Origin of the sequence: Amycolatopsis sp. NPDC049252, assembly GCF_043197175.1 — a bacterium.
Classification (GTDB): Bacteria; Actinomycetota; Actinomycetes; order Mycobacteriales; family Pseudonocardiaceae; genus Amycolatopsis.
Window position 1 is genome coordinate 269,199 of the sequence record NZ_JBICSQ010000004.1, and the last position, 14,677, is coordinate 283,875.

The window sequence follows — 14,677 nt, forward strand, 5'->3', positions numbered from 1 at the left end:
TTGGTGGGCACGTAGGTGAGGATGTCGTTCATGAACGCTATCCCGCCCCGGCTGCCCCCCTCCGGTCGACGCGCGCGGAAGGCGACGACCCGCCGGATCAGCCGGCCGGGAGCCCGGTTCGACGGGTACCTGTCCCCGGAACGACCGCACGCCGGGGCCTACGACGAGATGTTCGCGGCCGACGGCACGGTCCGCGGCCCGTACCGGGCGCTGTACGAGTCGATCGCGGCGCTCGACGCGCACGACCTGAACTCGCGCTCGCTCGCGCTGGACCGGGCGATGGTCGACCAGGGCATCACGTTCTCCCTGTCCGGGCAAGAGCGGCCGTTCCCGCTGGACCTGGTGCCGCGGGTGATCCAGGCGGCCGAGTGGTCGAAGCTCGAACGCGGGGTGGCGCAGCGGGTCCGCGCGCTCGAGGCGTTCCTCGCCGACATCTACGGCGACCGCCAGATCCTGCGTGACGGCGTGTTCCCGCGCCGGCTGATCACGTCGTGCGAGCACTTCCAGCGGGAGGCGTTCGGCATCAACCCGCCGAACGGCGTGCGCATCCACGTGTCCGGTGTGGACCTGGTGCGTGACGAGGAGGGCACGTTCCGGGTATTGGAGGACAACCTCCGCAATCCGTCCGGGGTGTCGTACGTGATGGAAAACCGGCGGACGATGGCGCGGGTCTTCCCCGACCTGTTCGCCCAGCACCGGGTGCGCCCGGTCGGCGACTACGCGTCACACCTGCTGCGGGCCCTGCGCGCGGCGGCCGCGGCGAACGTCGCCGACCCGATGGTCGTGGTGCTCACCCCCGGCGTCTACAACTCGGCTTACTTCGAGCACTCGCTGCTGGCCCGGCTGATGGGTGTCGAACTCGTCGAAGGCCGCGACATGTTCTGCCGTGACAACGTCGTCTACCTGCGCACGACCGAGGGCGAGCGCCAGGTCGACGTCATCTACCGGCGGATCGACGACGAGTTCCTCGACCCGGTGCACTACCGGCCGGACTCGGTGCTCGGTGTCGCCGGCGTGCTCAACGCGGCGCGCGCGGGCAACGTCGTCGTCGCGAACGCCATCGGCAACGGCGTCGGGGACGACAAGCTCGTCTACACCTACGTGCCGGAGATGGTGAAGTACTACCTCGGCGAGAAGCCGCTGCTGCCCAATGTGGACACGTTCCGCTGCTGGCTGCCGGACGAGTTCGACCACGTGATGGCGCACCTCGACGAGCTGGTCGTCAAGCCGGTCGAAGGCTCCGGCGGGTACGGCATCGTCTTCGGGCCCGAAGCCACCAAGAAGGAGCTGGACGTGCTGCGCCGGAAGGTGCGGGCGAACCGGCGCGGCTGGATCGCGCAGCCGGTGGTGCAGCTGTCGACCGTGCCGTCCAAGGTGGAGGACCGGCTGGCGCCGCGGCACGTCGACCTCCGCCCGTTCGCGGTCAACGACGGCAAGGACATCTTCGTGCTGCCCGGCGGGCTGACCCGGGTGGCGCTGCCGGAGGGCAGCCTGGTCGTCAACTCGTCGCAGGGCGGCGGCTCGAAGGACACCTGGGTGCTGGCGTCGCGGGCGTCCACGGCGGAGCGGGAGCTGGAGCAGCCTGCGCTCGGCAGTGTGTCCACTGTGGACGGATTGGTCGCGGAGCAGGGACCCGAGCTGTCCGCCACCCAGCAACAGCAGCAGCAACAGCAGAGCTAGGGGAGGTTTCGCAATGCTGGCACGCAACGCGGAGTCGCTGTACTGGATCGGCCGGTACGTCGAACGCGCCGACGACACCTCCCGCATCCTCAACGTCTCGGTCCACCAGCTGCTGGAAGACGCGAGCGTCGACCCGGACCACGCGAGCCGCCAGCTCCTGGCGGTGCTGGGCATCGAGTCGGAGGGCACCGAGTCCCTCGACGTCTGGAAGCTGACCGAGCTGGTGGCGTACGCGAAGGACAACCCGGCGTCGATCGTCGGCTCGATCAACTCGGCCCGCGAGAACACGCGCGGCGCCCGGGAGGTCGTCTCGACCGAGCTGTGGGAGTGCCTGAACGCGACGTGGAACGCGGTGCCGGACCGCCAGCGCTACGCCCGGCGCGCCGGGCCGCACGCGTTTCTGTCGTTCGTCGAAGAGCGCGCGGCGATGTTCGCCGGGCTCGCCGACTCGACGATGAGCCGCGACGACGGCTGGCTGTTCATGGTGCTCGGCCGCTCGATCGAACGTGCCGACATGGTGGTGCGGCTGCTGCTGTCGCGGGTTTCGGACCGCGCGTCGTCCCCGGGCTGGATCACGGTGCTCCGCTCGGCCGGCGCGCAGGACACCTACCTGCGCACCTACCGCGGCGCGCTCGACGCCGGCCGGGTCGTGCAGTTCCTGTTGCGGGACACGCTGTTCCCGCGCTCGGTGTTCCACGCGCTGCGGCAGGCGGAGGAGTGCCTGCAGCGGCTCGACCCCGGCGGCGCGGCGCGCAACAACGAGAAGTCCGAGGCGCTGCGCGAACTCGGCCGGGCCCGCAGCGAGCTGGAGTTCCTGCGCCCGTCGGACCTGCTGACCGACCTGCCACGACGGCTCGGGACGCTGCAGACGTCGATCAAGGAGATCGGCGAATCCGTGTCGATGCAGTACTTCAGCACGTCGCCGTGGGTGGCGTGGAGCGGTGCGGAGGTTTCGCTGTGACCTGGCAGCTTCGGGTGGCCCACCGGACGGGGTACCGGTACGCGACGCCGGCGACGCAGTCGTACAACGAAGCGCGGCTGACCCCGCGCTCGGACCGCCGTCAGACGACGGTGGCGACGCGCATCGAGACGACACCCGCGACCCGCGCGTACCGCTACACCGACTACTGGGGCACGGTGGTCACGTCGTTCGACCTCCACGCGCCGCACACGGAGTTCACGGTGCTGGCGACGTCGGTGGTCGAGACGGCGGACGAGGCCGAGCCGATCCGTGTCGCGACCTGGCGCGACCTGCGCAGCGAGACGGTGATCGACCACCGCACGGAGTACCTGTCCCCGACCGACTACACCCCGCGCGACGTCGAGCTGGCGCGCGAGGCCCGTTCCCTGCGGACCGGCCTCGACCCGGCGGACGCGGTGCTGGCGGTGTGCGAGTGGGTGAACAAGCAGCTGAAGTACCAGCCGGGCACAACGGGCGTCCACTCGACGGCGACCGACGCGTGGCAGGCGCGCGAGGGTGTCTGCCAGGACTTCGCGCACGTCACGCTGGTGATGCTGCGCGCGATCGGCGTCCCAGCCCGGTACGTGTCGGGCTACCTGCACACGAAGAAGGACGCGAAGCTGGGCGAGGTCGTCGCGGGCGAGTCCCACGCCTGGGTCGACGTCTGGACGGGCGGCTGGTGGGCGTACGACCCGACCAACGCGATCCCGGTGGGCCCCCGGCACGTGTGGGTGGCGTACGGCCGCGACTACGCGGACGTGGCGCCGCTGAAGGGCATCTTCACGGGCGGCGGGCAGTCCACTTTGGACGTGTCCGTCCACCTGACCCGGCTGGCCTGAGCGGCGCGCCTCCCGGGAGGCGCGCCGCTACCGGCGTCAGCCGCGGGCGTGGGCGTCCAGGATGTGCGCGACGGCCTCGGTGACCTGCTGCGCGTACTCCAGGTGCAGCCACTCGTCCGGCACGTGGATGTTTGAATCCGAGCCGCAGGCGCCCGTGACCAGGAACTGCGCCTCCGGGTACTTGCGCGAGAGCAGGCCCATGAACGGGATCGAGCCGCCCATGCCGGTCGCGCGGTGGGGCTGGCCGAAGACGCCGTCGCTGACCGTCTGCAGGGCCGCCGTCAGCCACGGGGCTTCGGCCGGCGCGTTCCAGCCGTCCTCCGACTGCGTGTTTTCGCCGAAGGTCACCTTCGCGCCGTACGGGACGTCCGTGGTCAGGGTGCGCTTCACGGCTTCGAGCGCCTTTGCGGCGTCGACGGTCGGCGGGAGGCGGAAGCTCAGGGTCAACGTCGTGCTCTCGCGCAGGACGTTGCCCGCGTCGGCCGGCTTCGGGAAGCCGTCGGCTCCGATGACCGACAGCGTCGGGCGCCACGCGTTGTTGAGCATCAGCTCCAGCGCGTCCTCAGTGATCACGCGACCGCCCTCGACCAGCGGGAACGCCTTCGACAGCGCCTCCGGGAAGTCCTTCGAGACGGCCTCCAGCTCGGCCAGCCGGTCGGCCGGGACCTCGACCTTCAGCTCGTCGAGCAGCAGTTCACCGGTGGCGCTGTCCTCGAGGCGTTCGATCAGGCTCCGCAGCACGCGGAACGAGCTCGCGACGACGCCCGAAGCGACGCCGGAGTGCTGCGCCGAGCCCAGCAGCTGGACGGTGACATCCAGGTGCAGCATCCCGCGCAGGCTCGTGACCAGCCACAACCGCTCGTAGTCGCTGCCGCCGGCGTCGAGGCAGACGACCAGCGAGACCTCGCCGATCCGGTCGGCCAGGTGCTCGACGTAGGCGGGCAGGTCCGGGCTGCCGGACTCCTCACCGGTCTCCAGCAGCACGACGATGCGCGCGTGCTCACCGCCGGCGGCGTGCACGGCCTCGATGGACGTCGTCGCCGCGTAGCCGGAGTAGCCGTCGTCGACGGAGCCGCGGCCGTACAGCCGGCCGTCGCGGATCACCGGGGTCCACGGGTCGAGGCCGTCGGACCAGCCGCCCACCGGGGGCTGCTTGTCGAGGTGGCCGTACATCAGGACGGTGCCCTTGTCCGCCGCGCCCGGGGTCGCCGGGACGTCGACGAGGAGCAAGGGCGTCCGGTCCGGCAGTTCGACGACGTCGAGCGTCGCGCCGGGCAGGTCGCGCGCGGCGATCCACTCGCGGACGTGCTCGACGGCGGCGGCCAGGTGCCCGGTCTTCGCCCATTCGGCGTCGAAGGCCGGGGACAGGGCGGGGATGGCCACCAGTCCGGACAGGCTCGGGATGACGTCGTCGGTCCAGCCGGACACGACGGATTCACGCACGGTTTTCGGCTCCACGACGACCATCGTGCCACGGGGGTCCCGGCGTGCGGCACATCACAAGGTCGCCTCCGGGGCGCACCGGCGCGCGCACGCACAGGTACACAGCCACCCGAGCGCACCTGGTGAACGCGCGGACCGACGACCTACTCTCGTAGGTCCAATGCTCGGGCTTCCTAGCGTTTTGCCTGTTCAGAGCCCGTTTCTCAGCAACAAATCAGCAACCGTGGCTGACCAAGACGTGGGCCTTCGTGCCAGGATGACGGCGTGAACCGTCAACGCCGACGGTGACCGAGCGCTTCGGAGACCCGAAACGCTGGTCGCCGCCGGTGCAGTCGCTGTGGTCGCCACAAGCGGCCGCCAGAGGCACCGACACCGAGGAGCAACGCCCATGCCGTCCGAACAGTGGACGCACCCGGAGCCTGGAGATGGACCGGCCGCCGTCGCGGCCCAGCCGTCCCCCGAGCAGGTGATCGCCGGATTGCGAGCGACCAGCGAAGGTGGCGCTGAGCTGACTCAGCTGCTCACCCCCGAAGGCGAACGGGTCCCCTCGCCGCAGTTCGACAAGTACGTCGACGACGTCGACGACGAAGCCCTGCGCAACCTGTACCGCGACATGGTGCTCGTCCGCCGCGCGGACCGCGAAGCCAACGCGATGCAGCGCCAGGGCCAGCTCGGCATCTGGGTCCCGCTGCTCGGCCAGGAGGCCGCGCAGATCGGGTCGGGCCGCGCGCTGAAGAAGAACGACATGGCGTTCCCCAGCTACCGCGAGCACGGCGTCGCGTACGCGCGCGGGGTCGACATGAAGGACCTGCTCGGCATCTTCCGCTGCACCGACCACAGCGGCTGGGACTACCAGGGCACCGGCTTCCACCCGTACACCATCGTGATCGGCAACCAGGTGCTCAACGCCGCCGGCTACGCGATGGGCCAGAAGTTCGAGGGCAAGGTCGGGGACGACGACGGCGAAGCCACGATCTGCTACTTCGGTGACGGCGCGACCTCGCAGGGCGACGTCCACGAAGGATTCGTCTGGGCCGCGGTCTACGACGCGCCGCTCGTGTTCTTCTGCCAGAACAACCAGTGGGCGATCTCCGAGCCGACCGAGCGCCAGTCGCGCCTGCCGCTCTACCAGCGCGCCCGCGGTTACGGCTTCCCCGGCATCCGCGTCGACGGCAACGACGTCCTGGCCTGCCTCGCGGTGTCCCGCTGGGCGCTCGACGAGTGCCGCCACGGCAACGGCCCGGTCCTGATCGAGGCGTTCACCTACCGGATGGACGCCCACACGACGACCGACGACCCGTCGCGCTACCGGCTCTCCGACGAGCTCGAGGAGTGGAAGCTCAAGGACCCGATCGAGCGCGTCCGGGCGTTCCTGGCCCGCAAGGGCGGCGCCGACCACGCGTTCTTCGACAAGGTCCAGGAGGAGGCCGACGCCTTCGCCGCCGACCTGCGCGAGTACACGTTCAACATGCCGGAGCCGCCGCCGGACCGGATCTTCAGCAACGTCTACGCCGAGGGCAACCCCGTGCTCGAGGCGCAGCGCGAAGAGTTCCTGTCCTACCTCGACGGCTTCGTATCGGCGGGTGAGCACTGATGACCGACCTCCAGAAACTCACCATCGGCAAGGCGCTCAACCTCGGCCTGCGCCGGGCGATGGAATCCGACCCCAAGGTCCTGATCATGGGCGAGGACGTCGGCAAGCTCGGCGGCGTCTTCCGGATCACCGACGGCCTGCAGAAGGACTTCGGCGAGCAGCGCGTGCTGGACACGCCGCTGGCCGAGTCCGGCATCATCGGCACCGCGGTCGGCCTGGCCGTGCGCGGGTTCCGGCCGGTGTGCGAAATCCAGTTCGAGGGCTTCATCTTCCCGGGCTTCGACCAAATTTCGTCGCAGCTGGCGAAGCTGCACTATCGGACACAGGGCAAGATCAAGATGCCCGTGGTGATCCGGGTGCCGTTCGGCGGCGGGATCGGCGCGGTCGAGCACCACTCGGAGTCGCCGGAGTCGCTGTTCGCGCACATCCCGGGCCTGAAGGTCGTCTCGATCTCCAACGCCGTCGACGCCTACTGGGGCATCCAGCAGGCGATCAAGTCCGACGACCCGATCCTGTTCTTCGAGCCGAAGCGGCTGTACCACTCGGGTGCGCTGCGCGCGGAGATCGACGTCGCGGGCACGCCGCAGCAGATGTTCTCCTCGCAGGTCGTCCGCGAGGGCACGACGGCGACGGTCGTCGCGTACGGCCCGTCGGTGAAGGTCGCGCTCGACGCGGCCGCCGCGGCCGACGACGAGGGCAAGTCCCTCGAGGTCATCGACCTGCGCACGCTCTCGCCGCTGGACCTCGGCCCGGTGTTCGAGTCGGTGCGCAAGACCGGACGGCTGATCGCGCTCTCGGAGGCGCCGTCCGAGTCGTCGCTGACGTCGGAGATCGCCGCGCGCGTCCAGCAGGAGTGCTTCTACTCGCTGGAGGCGCCCGTCCTCCGGGTGACCGGGTTCGACACGCCGTACCCGCCCGCCAAGCTCGAGGAGCACTACCTCCCCGACCTGGACCGGGTGCTGCACGCCGTCGACCGCTCGCTCGCCTGGTAAGGGGGATTTCCGCGTCATGCCAACGTTCAAGCAGTTCCCCCTCGCCGACACGGCCGAGGGGCTGACCGAGGCCGACATCCTCAGCTGGCACGTCAAGCCGGGCGACACGGTGACGGTCAACCAGATCGTGGTCGAGATCGAGACCGCGAAGGCCGCCGTCGAGCTGCCCATCCCGTGGGCCGGCGTCGTCACCGAGCTGCACGTCGAGCCGGGTCAGACGGTGGAGGTCGGCACGCCGATCCTCACCATCGACGTCGACCCGGGCGGCGCCGCCGCTCCCGCTGCCGCTCCTCCTGCCGCGGCGTCGGCTCCGGCCGAGGAAGAGGAGATGAAGCCGCTGGTCGGCTACGGCTCCAAGGCCGTCGTCACGCAGCGGCGGGCCCGGAAGGGTTCGGCGCCGGCTCCGGCTCCCGCGGCCGCGGTCGTCGCGCCCGCTCCGGTTGCCGCTCCTGCTCCGGTTTCGGCTCCGCGCGGTGGTTACGTGCCGCTGGCCAAACCGCCGGTGCGGAAGCTGGCGAAGGACCTCGGTGTCGACCTGCACGCGCTGACCGGCACCGCTGACGGCGGCGTCATCACGCGTGACGACGTCGAGCGCGCGGCCAACGGCTCGGCGGTCCCGGCCGCGGCGACGTCCACTGTGGACACTGGTTACGACCCGGCCACCCGCGAGCGGCGCGTCCCGATCAAGGGCGTCCGCAAGATGACCGCGGCGGCGATGGTGCAGAGCGCGTACACCGCTCCGCACGTCACGGAGTTCCTGACCATCGACGTCACGCCGATGATGGAGTTCCGCGAGAAGCTGAAGAAGTCGCGGGAGTTCGCCGGCGTGAAGGTCACGCCGCTGACGTTCGCGGCGAAGGCCGTGTGCCTGGCGGCGAAGCGCACCCCGGACATCAACGCGGTGTGGGACGAGGCGGCGCAGGAGATCGTCTACAAGGACTACGTCCACCTCGGGATCGCGGCGGCCACGCCCCGCGGCCTGATCGTGCCGAAGGTCCGCGACGCCGACTCGCTGTCGCTGAAGGAGCTGGCCAACGCGCTGACCGTCTTGACGGAGGTCGCGCGCGAAGGCAAGACGTCCCCGGCCGACATGGCGAACGGCACGATCACGATCACCAACGTCGGCGTCTTCGGCGTCGACACCGGCACGCCGATCATCAACCCGGGCGAGTCCGCGATCCTGTGCCTCGGCGCGATCAAGGACCAGCCGTGGGTGGTGGACGGCGAGATCAAGGTCCGCAAGGTGCTGCAGCTGTCGCTGAGCTTCGACCACCGCGTGGTCGACGGCCAGCAGGGCTCGGAGTTCCTGGCCGACGTCGGCGCGCTCTTGGCCGACCCGGCCATGGCGATGACCTACTGAAAGTCCGTGAAGGCCTCCTTACCGGCTCTTATGGCCGGTAAGGAGGCCTTCACGGCTTTCGCCCACGGCATACTCGCTTGACGGAGTGAGCACTCACTCCGCACACTGGTCGCATGACACCAGCACCCGAAACCCGGCGTAGAGCGCCGGGCATGAGCGTCGAAGCCCGGCGCAGCATGATCGTGCACGCGGTGCTGCCCCTGCTCATGGAGCACGGGGCCACCGTCACCACGAGCCAGATCGCCCGCGCCGCCGGCATCGGCGAGGGCACCATCTTCCGCGCGTTCAAGGACAAGGACGAGCTGTTCGACGCCTGCACGGCCGAAGCCCTGCGTCCCGACCACGTCCTCGACGCCATTGCCGAAATCCCCGTCGACCAGCCGCTCGAGGACCGGCTCGTCGAGGCGGCCGAAGCGCTCGGCGCGCACCTCGAGCGGATGGGCGCGCTGATGGGCGCCCTGCACGCGTCCGGCCGGATCAAGCACCGCGACCCCGAACAGCGCCTGCGCGGTAGCTGGAAGGGCGGCCGCCGGGAGTCGATGGCTGCCATGCGCGGCGCCATGACCGAACTGTTCGAGCCCGAGAAGGACCGCCTGCGGCTGTCGCCCGAGCACCTGGCCGCGCTGTTCCTGACCATGCTGTTCAGCGGCCGCCGGATGGCCCCGGACGACGACGCGCCCACCACGCGCCAGGTGGTCGACGTCTTCCTGCACGGCGCCGTGGAGGCCAAATGATCCCGGGCGGTGGGGGCGGGATGGAGTTCGCGATCGCCCGGCGCGGCCGGCGGCGAGCCATCTCGACGGTCCCGGACAGCGGGCTGACCGGCCCGGTCGACATCCCGGAGCCGAAGCAGGACGACCAGCCGAAGGACTGGCGTTCCCGGCTGAAACGCGCGAAGACGTCGGTCTCGGGCACGGTCCGCGGCCTGCCCAAGGTCATCAAGCTGACCTGGCAGGCGAGCCCGGTCCTGACCATCCTGCTGGCGCTGATCACGCTGCTGTCCGGCCTGCTGCCGACGGTGACCGCGTACATCGCGAAGCTGCTGCTCGACTCGGTCGTCGCGGCGATCCAGCACCGCGGCACGACGATGGACATCGTCAACGTCGCGCTGTTCCAGTTCGGCGTGCTCGCCGCGACCGCGATCAGCAGCGCGGCGACCTCGATCGCGCAGACGCTGCTGCAGGAGCGGATGACGCTGACCATCCGCCACCAGGTGATGGCGCACTCCAGCGAGCTGCACTTGGCGTACTTCGAGGGCTCGGCGTCCTACGACATGCTGCGCCAGGCCGCGCAGGAAGCGCCGACCCGGCCGCTGTCGATGATGAACTCCGCGCTGGGGCTCGTGCGGACCCTGATCACGTTCGGCAGCATGATCGCGCTGCTCGTGGCCGTCAGCCCGCTGCTGGCGCTGGTCGCATTGCTCGCGCCGATCCCCGCGTTCATCTCGCAGTCGAAGTACGGCTCGCGGGCGTTCTGGCTCACCTTCCTGATGTCGCCGATCAAGCGGCGGATGGACTACCTGTCCTCGCTGGTCACCACCGACACCTACGCCAAGGAGACGAAGCTGTTCGGGCTCGGCCCGTACTTCGTCGACCGGTTCCGCCGGCTCGGCGTCGTCTCCTACGAGCGACAGCGGAAGCTGACGATCAACCGCAACATCAGCTCGACGTCCTGGGGACTGCTGAGCACGCTCGTGGGGTCGGCGATCGCGCTGTACATCGCGCTGGAGGCGGTCGGCGGGCGGCTCACGCTGGGCGACCTGGCGCTGTACACGGCCGCGGCGGCGTCCGTGCAGACATCGGTGTCCGGGCTGTTCACGGCGTTTTCCGGGATGTACGAGAACAACCTCTACCTCGACACGCTCTACCGCTTCCTGGGCACGAAACCGGAGATCACGGCGCCCGCCGAACCGCGGCCGATGCCGTCCACCGTGGAGGGTCACATCGAGTTCGACTCGGTGACGTTCGCCTACCCGGGCGCGGAGGAGCCGGCCCTCGACGGCGTCAGCTTCGAGATCCGGCCGGGCGAAACGGTCGCGGTCGTGGGCCGCAACGGCGCGGGCAAGTCGACGCTGTTCAAGCTGCTGTGCCGGCTCTACGACCCGACCGGCGGCCGGATCCGCCTGGACGGCGTCGACATCCGCGAGTACGACCCGGACGAGCTGCGGACGCGGATCAGCGCGATGTTCCAGGACTACGTGACGTACCAGGGCACCGCGGCGGAGAACATCGGCCTCGGCGACCTGACCCGGCTCGAAGACCGCCCGCACATCGAGGACTCGGCCCGCCGGGCCGGCGCGGACGAGCGCATCGAGCGCCTGCCCCAGGGGTACGAAACGCCGTTGGGACGCTGGTTCGACCAGGGCGTCAGCCTGTCCGGCGGCGAGTGGCAGAAGGTGGCGCTGGCCCGGGCGTTCCAGCGGGAGGCACCGATCCTGATCCTCGACGAGCCGACGTCGGCCCTGGACGCGCAGGCGGAGCACGACCTGTTCTCGCGCCTGCGCGAACTGTCCGAGGGCCGCACGACGCTGTACATCTCGCACCGGTTCTCGACCGTGCGCCAGGCGGAGCGGATTCTGTTGCTGGAGCACGGAAAGGTCGCCGAGTACGGCACGCACGAGCAGCTGATGGCGGCGAAGGCGGGCTACGCGGAGCTGTTCACGCTCCAGGCGCAGGCGTACCTGGACGAGATCCCGAGCTAGGGGACGAGCAGGACCTTGCCGACGCCTTCGCGGCTCTCGACCCGGGCGTGCGCCTCGGCGGCGTCTTCGAGCGCGTACGTCCGGTCGATCACCGGCGTCAGCGTGCCGTCCGCGACGAGGCCCAGTGCTTCGCCGCGGGCGGCGGCGACGTCCTTCCCATAGGCGTCCGGGCCGCCGAAGCCGATCAGGGTGAGTCCCCGCGAGATGAGATCGGCGACCGTGATCACCGGGAACTCGCCGCTGAGCAGGCCGTAGGCGAGGATCCGCCCCCGCGGCGCGAGCTTCGGCACGAGCTCGGCGGCGCGCGGCCCGCCGATCGACTCGAAGACGACGTTGATGCCGTCCGGCGCCTTGGCTCGCCAGTCGGGGTCGTTGTGGTCGAGCACCACGTCGGCGGCGGCCTTCCCGCGGCCGGCGGTCGCGACAACTCGCGCGCCCGCGTCCTTCGCCAGCCGCGTCAGGTAACCGCCGATCGACCCGGACGCGGCCTCGACCAGCACGGTCTCGCCGTCGACGATCTCGGCGGTGCGCACCAAGGCGACCGCGACCGCCGCCGGAACGGCCGCGGCGACGGCGTTCTCGGCGGACATCTGCTCAGGCACCAGCGTGTACTGACTCGCGGCGACGAACTCGGCGTACGCACCGCCGACGTAGGACATGCTGACGGCGCGACGGCCGACCAGCTGTTCGTCATCGGCTTCGACCACAACGCCGGCGGCCTCGTGCCCGAACACCGCGGGCTCCCCACCGGGCAGCATCCCGGACCGCAGCTGGGTTTCGTAGAACGGCACCGAGATCGCCTCGACCCGGATCAGCACCTCGCCTTCGCCGCGTACCGGCTCAGGGCGTTCTTCCACCTTCAGCACCTCGGGACCACCCGTCCCGTGCTGCACCACTGCTCGCATCTGCGCTCCACAAGTGGACTGACGGTCAACTTACGGTCGCCTACTATATGGACCGTCAGTCAACTTGTCGAGGAGCCTCCATGGAACGCGCCGACGCGGCCCGCAACCGCCGGGCGATCCTGCGCGCGACCGAGGAGCTGCTGGCCACCCACGGCCTCGAGCACGTGTCGATGGACCGCGTCGCGCAGGCGGCGGGCGTCGGCAAGGGGACGGTGTTCCACCGCTTCGGCAACAGAGAAGGCTTGATGCGCGCGGTGGTGGAGGAACGCGTGCGGGCGTTGTCGTCCGCTCTCGAATCGGGACCACCCCCGCTGGGCCCGGGCGCCCCACCGGCCGAGCGCCTGGCGGCGTTCTTCGACGCGGTGGTCGAGCTGGCGACGAAGAACGTCACGGTGATGGCGGCGTTCGAGCAGGCCTCGACGGACCGCCTGAACAGCCCGATCTACCTGTCCTGGCACGCGCACGTCGCGGGCTTGCTCACATCGGCGGCGCCGTCGCTGGACGCGGACCTCATCGCGCACCTGCTGCTGGGCTCGCTGCACAGCGACCTGATGATCCACCTGCTGCGCACCGGCGAATCCCACCGCCTGGCGGTGGGGTTGCGGTCAACGATCGAGACGCTACTGCGCTGACCGCCGCAGATATCGCTCTGGCACGACGGTGCCACCTCGGAGTTCAACGTCGCGGAAGTTCAACCACGGCTCTCCGGCGGTCAGCCAGGGCTTGAGTTCTTCGAGCTCGTCGACCGCCACCGTTACCGTGTCCAGCACGCTGTTGACGAACCAGATCATGCGCTCGTGGGACGAATGCGTTTCCAAGTCGAGCCTGCATCGAAGGAACCGCACGTCTTCGAAGGTCAGCCGTGCGAGGCCACCGTCGCCGACCCAGTTGCTCACCACGTTCCGCAGGTCCAGTTCGATGTCGATGAAGTCGACCTTCCCGAAGCGCACCACGCCGGACTGGAGGCCGAGCGACGAGAAGTCACCCCGGTAAAGTCGAATCGACGGGCGACCGACGCCACCCGCCACCAGGGCCGACCCGATCGCGGAACATCCACAGGATCGCCTGCCGCACCTCGGCCTCACCGGGCGACACCACCTCCGGCGCGATGCGCAGGTAGCCACACAGGACGTCGACGCAGACCTGGCGCTTGTCGTCCCAGTCGTCGGCGAGGCCCGCGAGCGCGTAGACACCGGTCAGGCGCACCGCGGGGCTGTCGTGAGCGAGCTGTTCGGCGGCGAGAGCGTGCTCCTTCTCGGTGACCCGCTGCTTGCGGTAGTTGACGGCCAGCAGACGACCCCACCGAACCCGGCGACCACGGAGAGAGCGATCTTCAGCAGGTCGAGCAACTGGGTGACGTCGAAGACAGCGGCCGTCGGCAGGTGCGGCCAGCCGAAGAACCACAGCAACCCGCCGGCCGTCCCGCCGGCGACGACGATCGCGATGACCAGCCACACCAGCACGGAGGCGGCGATCCCACCACGCGCCCTGACCTGCGGAAGCGTGAGCCGAGGCCGCCGACAGCGACCGCGACCGCGGCAAGCACGGCGAGCGCGATGAGGAGCCAGCGGAGCCAGTCGGACACGATCGGTAAGACTAGCCGGTGGCCAGCAGGCCCGGGAGCAAATCGGACAGCTCGTTCGTTGTCCGGGTATGGCTGTCGCGTTCCTGCTCTACGTCATCGCCGAGATCGCCGCGATCTGGGCGGTCGGCTCGGCCGTCGGCGTGCTCGGCACGCTGGGCCTGCTGCTGGCCGGCGCGTTCATCGGCTCCTGGCTCGCCCGCCGCGAAGGCGCCAAGGCGATGCGCGCGTTCATCGAGACATCCCGATCAGGGCGTTCAGCGGAGAAGGAACTGACGGACGGCATGCTGGTCGGCCTGGGCGGGGTGCTGATCCTGCTCCCGGGGTTCGTCAGCGATGTCCTGGGCTTGCTGCTGATGCTGCCGCCGTCCCGAGCGGTGGCCCGCAAGCTGTGGCTGCGACGGATGGAGAAGCGAGCGGTGCGCTTCGCCAACCAAAGGCGTGGTCCGGTGATGGTGGTGGACAGCGAAGTGGTGCCACCGTCGTCGCCATCGAAAGAGAAGCCGCACCCGGTGATCGAAGGCCGCATCATCGAGGGCTGACAAACCCGTACGACCGACACGCCATGCAAGCATTGCTGGGCGTTGTCAGAGGTCAGCGTTAGGATCGAACGCGTGTTC

The 14,677-nt window shown here is 69.9% G+C and carries 15 protein-coding genes; 10 read left to right on the forward strand and 5 right to left on the reverse strand.

Translation table 11 applies throughout. The features are described from left to right. Positions 1-21: 21 nt before the first annotated feature. From ACGFMK_RS09045 to ACGFMK_RS09055, 3 genes are read left to right on the forward strand one after another with little or no spacing between them, the layout of a single operon-like run. Positions 22-1,680 carry a circularly permuted type 2 ATP-grasp protein gene (locus tag ACGFMK_RS09045; protein WP_392759850.1) on the forward strand — a complete coding sequence of 553 codons (1,659 nt, stop codon included), beginning with the start codon at positions 22-24 and terminating at the stop codon, positions 1,678-1,680. A 13-nt stretch (positions 1,681-1,693) separates the two neighbouring features. Further along, positions 1,694-2,641, forward strand: a complete 948-nt coding sequence (locus ACGFMK_RS09050; protein ID WP_323324985.1) for an alpha-E domain-containing protein — start codon at positions 1,694-1,696, stop codon at positions 2,639-2,641. Further along, on the forward strand, positions 2,638-3,480 hold the full coding sequence (locus ACGFMK_RS09055; RefSeq protein WP_392759851.1) for a transglutaminase domain-containing protein: 843 nt from the start codon (positions 2,638-2,640) through the stop codon (positions 3,478-3,480). The genes ACGFMK_RS09050 and ACGFMK_RS09055 overlap by 4 nt, the downstream gene beginning before the upstream one ends. A 36-nt stretch (positions 3,481-3,516) precedes the next feature. Here the strand turns inward: ACGFMK_RS09055 and ACGFMK_RS09060 are convergent, their stop codons facing one another. Next, complete coding sequence (locus ACGFMK_RS09060; protein WP_392759853.1) at positions 3,517-4,938, reverse strand: M20/M25/M40 family metallo-hydrolase; 1,422 nt, start codon at positions 4,936-4,938, stop codon at positions 3,517-3,519. Between the two features lie 373 nt (positions 4,939-5,311). Here ACGFMK_RS09060 and pdhA point away from each other — a divergent pair, with 373 nt between their 5' ends. From pdhA to ACGFMK_RS09085, 5 genes are all read left to right on the forward strand, one after another. Continuing rightward, positions 5,312-6,517: a pyruvate dehydrogenase (acetyl-transferring) E1 component subunit alpha gene (gene pdhA / locus ACGFMK_RS09065; RefSeq protein ID WP_392759855.1), complete on the forward strand. Its 1,206-nt coding sequence runs from the start codon at positions 5,312-5,314 to the stop codon at positions 6,515-6,517. Then, the gene (locus tag ACGFMK_RS09070) at positions 6,517-7,509 is read left to right on the forward strand and encodes an alpha-ketoacid dehydrogenase subunit beta (RefSeq protein ID WP_392759857.1); all 993 of its coding nucleotides are present in this window, start codon (positions 6,517-6,519) and stop codon (positions 7,507-7,509) included. Before pdhA ends, ACGFMK_RS09070 begins: the two co-directional genes overlap by 1 nt. Positions 7,510-7,525: 16 nt before the next feature. After that, positions 7,526-8,869, forward strand: coding sequence for a dihydrolipoamide acetyltransferase family protein (locus ACGFMK_RS09075; protein WP_392759859.1), 1,344 nt, complete (start codon positions 7,526-7,528; stop codon positions 8,867-8,869). Between the two features lie 152 nt (positions 8,870-9,021). Continuing rightward, positions 9,022-9,603 (forward strand): TetR/AcrR family transcriptional regulator, encoded by a 582-nt coding sequence (locus tag ACGFMK_RS09080; protein ID WP_392759861.1) that lies wholly within the window; start codon positions 9,022-9,024, stop codon positions 9,601-9,603. A 20-nt stretch (positions 9,604-9,623) separates the two neighbouring features. Beyond that, positions 9,624-11,570 (forward strand): ABC transporter ATP-binding protein, encoded by a 1,947-nt coding sequence (locus ACGFMK_RS09085; RefSeq protein WP_392760109.1) that lies wholly within the window; start codon positions 9,624-9,626, stop codon positions 11,568-11,570. On the opposite strand, the gene ACGFMK_RS09090 is transcribed toward ACGFMK_RS09085, so the two are convergent. Beyond that, on the reverse strand, positions 11,567-12,475 hold the full coding sequence (locus tag ACGFMK_RS09090) for a zinc-binding alcohol dehydrogenase family protein (protein WP_392759862.1): 909 nt from the start codon (positions 12,473-12,475) through the stop codon (positions 11,567-11,569). The genes ACGFMK_RS09085 and ACGFMK_RS09090 overlap by 4 nt on opposite strands. An 80-nt stretch (positions 12,476-12,555) precedes the next feature. On the opposite strand from ACGFMK_RS09090, the gene ACGFMK_RS09095 reads away from it, so the two are divergent. Then, complete coding sequence (locus ACGFMK_RS09095) at positions 12,556-13,107, forward strand: TetR/AcrR family transcriptional regulator (RefSeq protein ID WP_392759864.1); 552 nt, start codon at positions 12,556-12,558, stop codon at positions 13,105-13,107. Here ACGFMK_RS09095 and ACGFMK_RS09100 read toward each other — a convergent pair. Genes ACGFMK_RS09100 through ACGFMK_RS09110 form a run of 3 tightly spaced genes read right to left on the reverse strand, consistent with a single transcriptional unit; the run spans position 13,096 to position 13,938 of the window. Beyond that, positions 13,096-13,425, reverse strand: coding sequence for a hypothetical protein (locus tag ACGFMK_RS09100; protein ID WP_392759865.1), 330 nt, complete (start codon positions 13,423-13,425; stop codon positions 13,096-13,098). The genes ACGFMK_RS09095 and ACGFMK_RS09100 overlap by 12 nt on opposite strands. 31 nt (positions 13,426-13,456) lie before the next feature. After that, on the reverse strand, positions 13,457-13,681 hold the full coding sequence (locus tag ACGFMK_RS09105; RefSeq protein WP_392759866.1) for a hypothetical protein: 225 nt from the start codon (positions 13,679-13,681) through the stop codon (positions 13,457-13,459). Next, the gene (locus tag ACGFMK_RS09110; protein ID WP_392759868.1) at positions 13,672-13,938 is read right to left on the reverse strand and encodes a hypothetical protein; all 267 of its coding nucleotides are present in this window, start codon (positions 13,936-13,938) and stop codon (positions 13,672-13,674) included. The genes ACGFMK_RS09105 and ACGFMK_RS09110 overlap by 10 nt, the downstream gene beginning before the upstream one ends. Positions 13,939-14,128: 190 nt before the next feature. Between ACGFMK_RS09110 and ACGFMK_RS09115 the strand changes: the two genes are divergently transcribed. Further along, positions 14,129-14,599 carry an FxsA family protein gene (locus ACGFMK_RS09115; protein ID WP_392759869.1) on the forward strand — a complete coding sequence of 157 codons (471 nt, stop codon included), beginning with the start codon at positions 14,129-14,131 and terminating at the stop codon, positions 14,597-14,599. Positions 14,600-14,677 lie beyond the last annotated feature (78 nt).

Bases quoted from the DNA above. Each gene is read 5' to 3' on its own strand.
- pdhA (WP_392759855.1), top strand. From the start codon at position 5,312: ATGCCGTCCGAACAGTGGACGCACCCGGAGCCTGGAGATGGACCGGCC.
- ACGFMK_RS09080 (WP_392759861.1), top strand. From the start codon at position 9,022: ATGAGCGTCGAAGCCCGGCGCAGCATGATCGTGCACGCGGTGCTGCCC.
- ACGFMK_RS09095 (WP_392759864.1), top strand. From the start codon at position 12,556: ATGGAACGCGCCGACGCGGCCCGCAACCGCCGGGCGATCCTGCGCGCG.
- ACGFMK_RS09070 (WP_392759857.1), top strand. From the start codon at position 6,517: ATGACCGACCTCCAGAAACTCACCATCGGCAAGGCGCTCAACCTCGGC.
- ACGFMK_RS09075 (WP_392759859.1), top strand. From the start codon at position 7,526: ATGCCAACGTTCAAGCAGTTCCCCCTCGCCGACACGGCCGAGGGGCTG.
- ACGFMK_RS09045 (WP_392759850.1), top strand. From the start codon at position 22: ATGTCGTTCATGAACGCTATCCCGCCCCGGCTGCCCCCCTCCGGTCGA.
- ACGFMK_RS09115 (WP_392759869.1), top strand. From the start codon at position 14,129: ATGGCTGTCGCGTTCCTGCTCTACGTCATCGCCGAGATCGCCGCGATC.
- ACGFMK_RS09050 (WP_323324985.1), top strand. From the start codon at position 1,694: ATGCTGGCACGCAACGCGGAGTCGCTGTACTGGATCGGCCGGTACGTC.
- ACGFMK_RS09090 (WP_392759862.1), bottom strand. From the start codon at position 12,475: ATGCGAGCAGTGGTGCAGCACGGGACGGGTGGTCCCGAGGTGCTGAAG.
- ACGFMK_RS09085 (WP_392760109.1), top strand. From the start codon at position 9,624: ATGGAGTTCGCGATCGCCCGGCGCGGCCGGCGGCGAGCCATCTCGACG.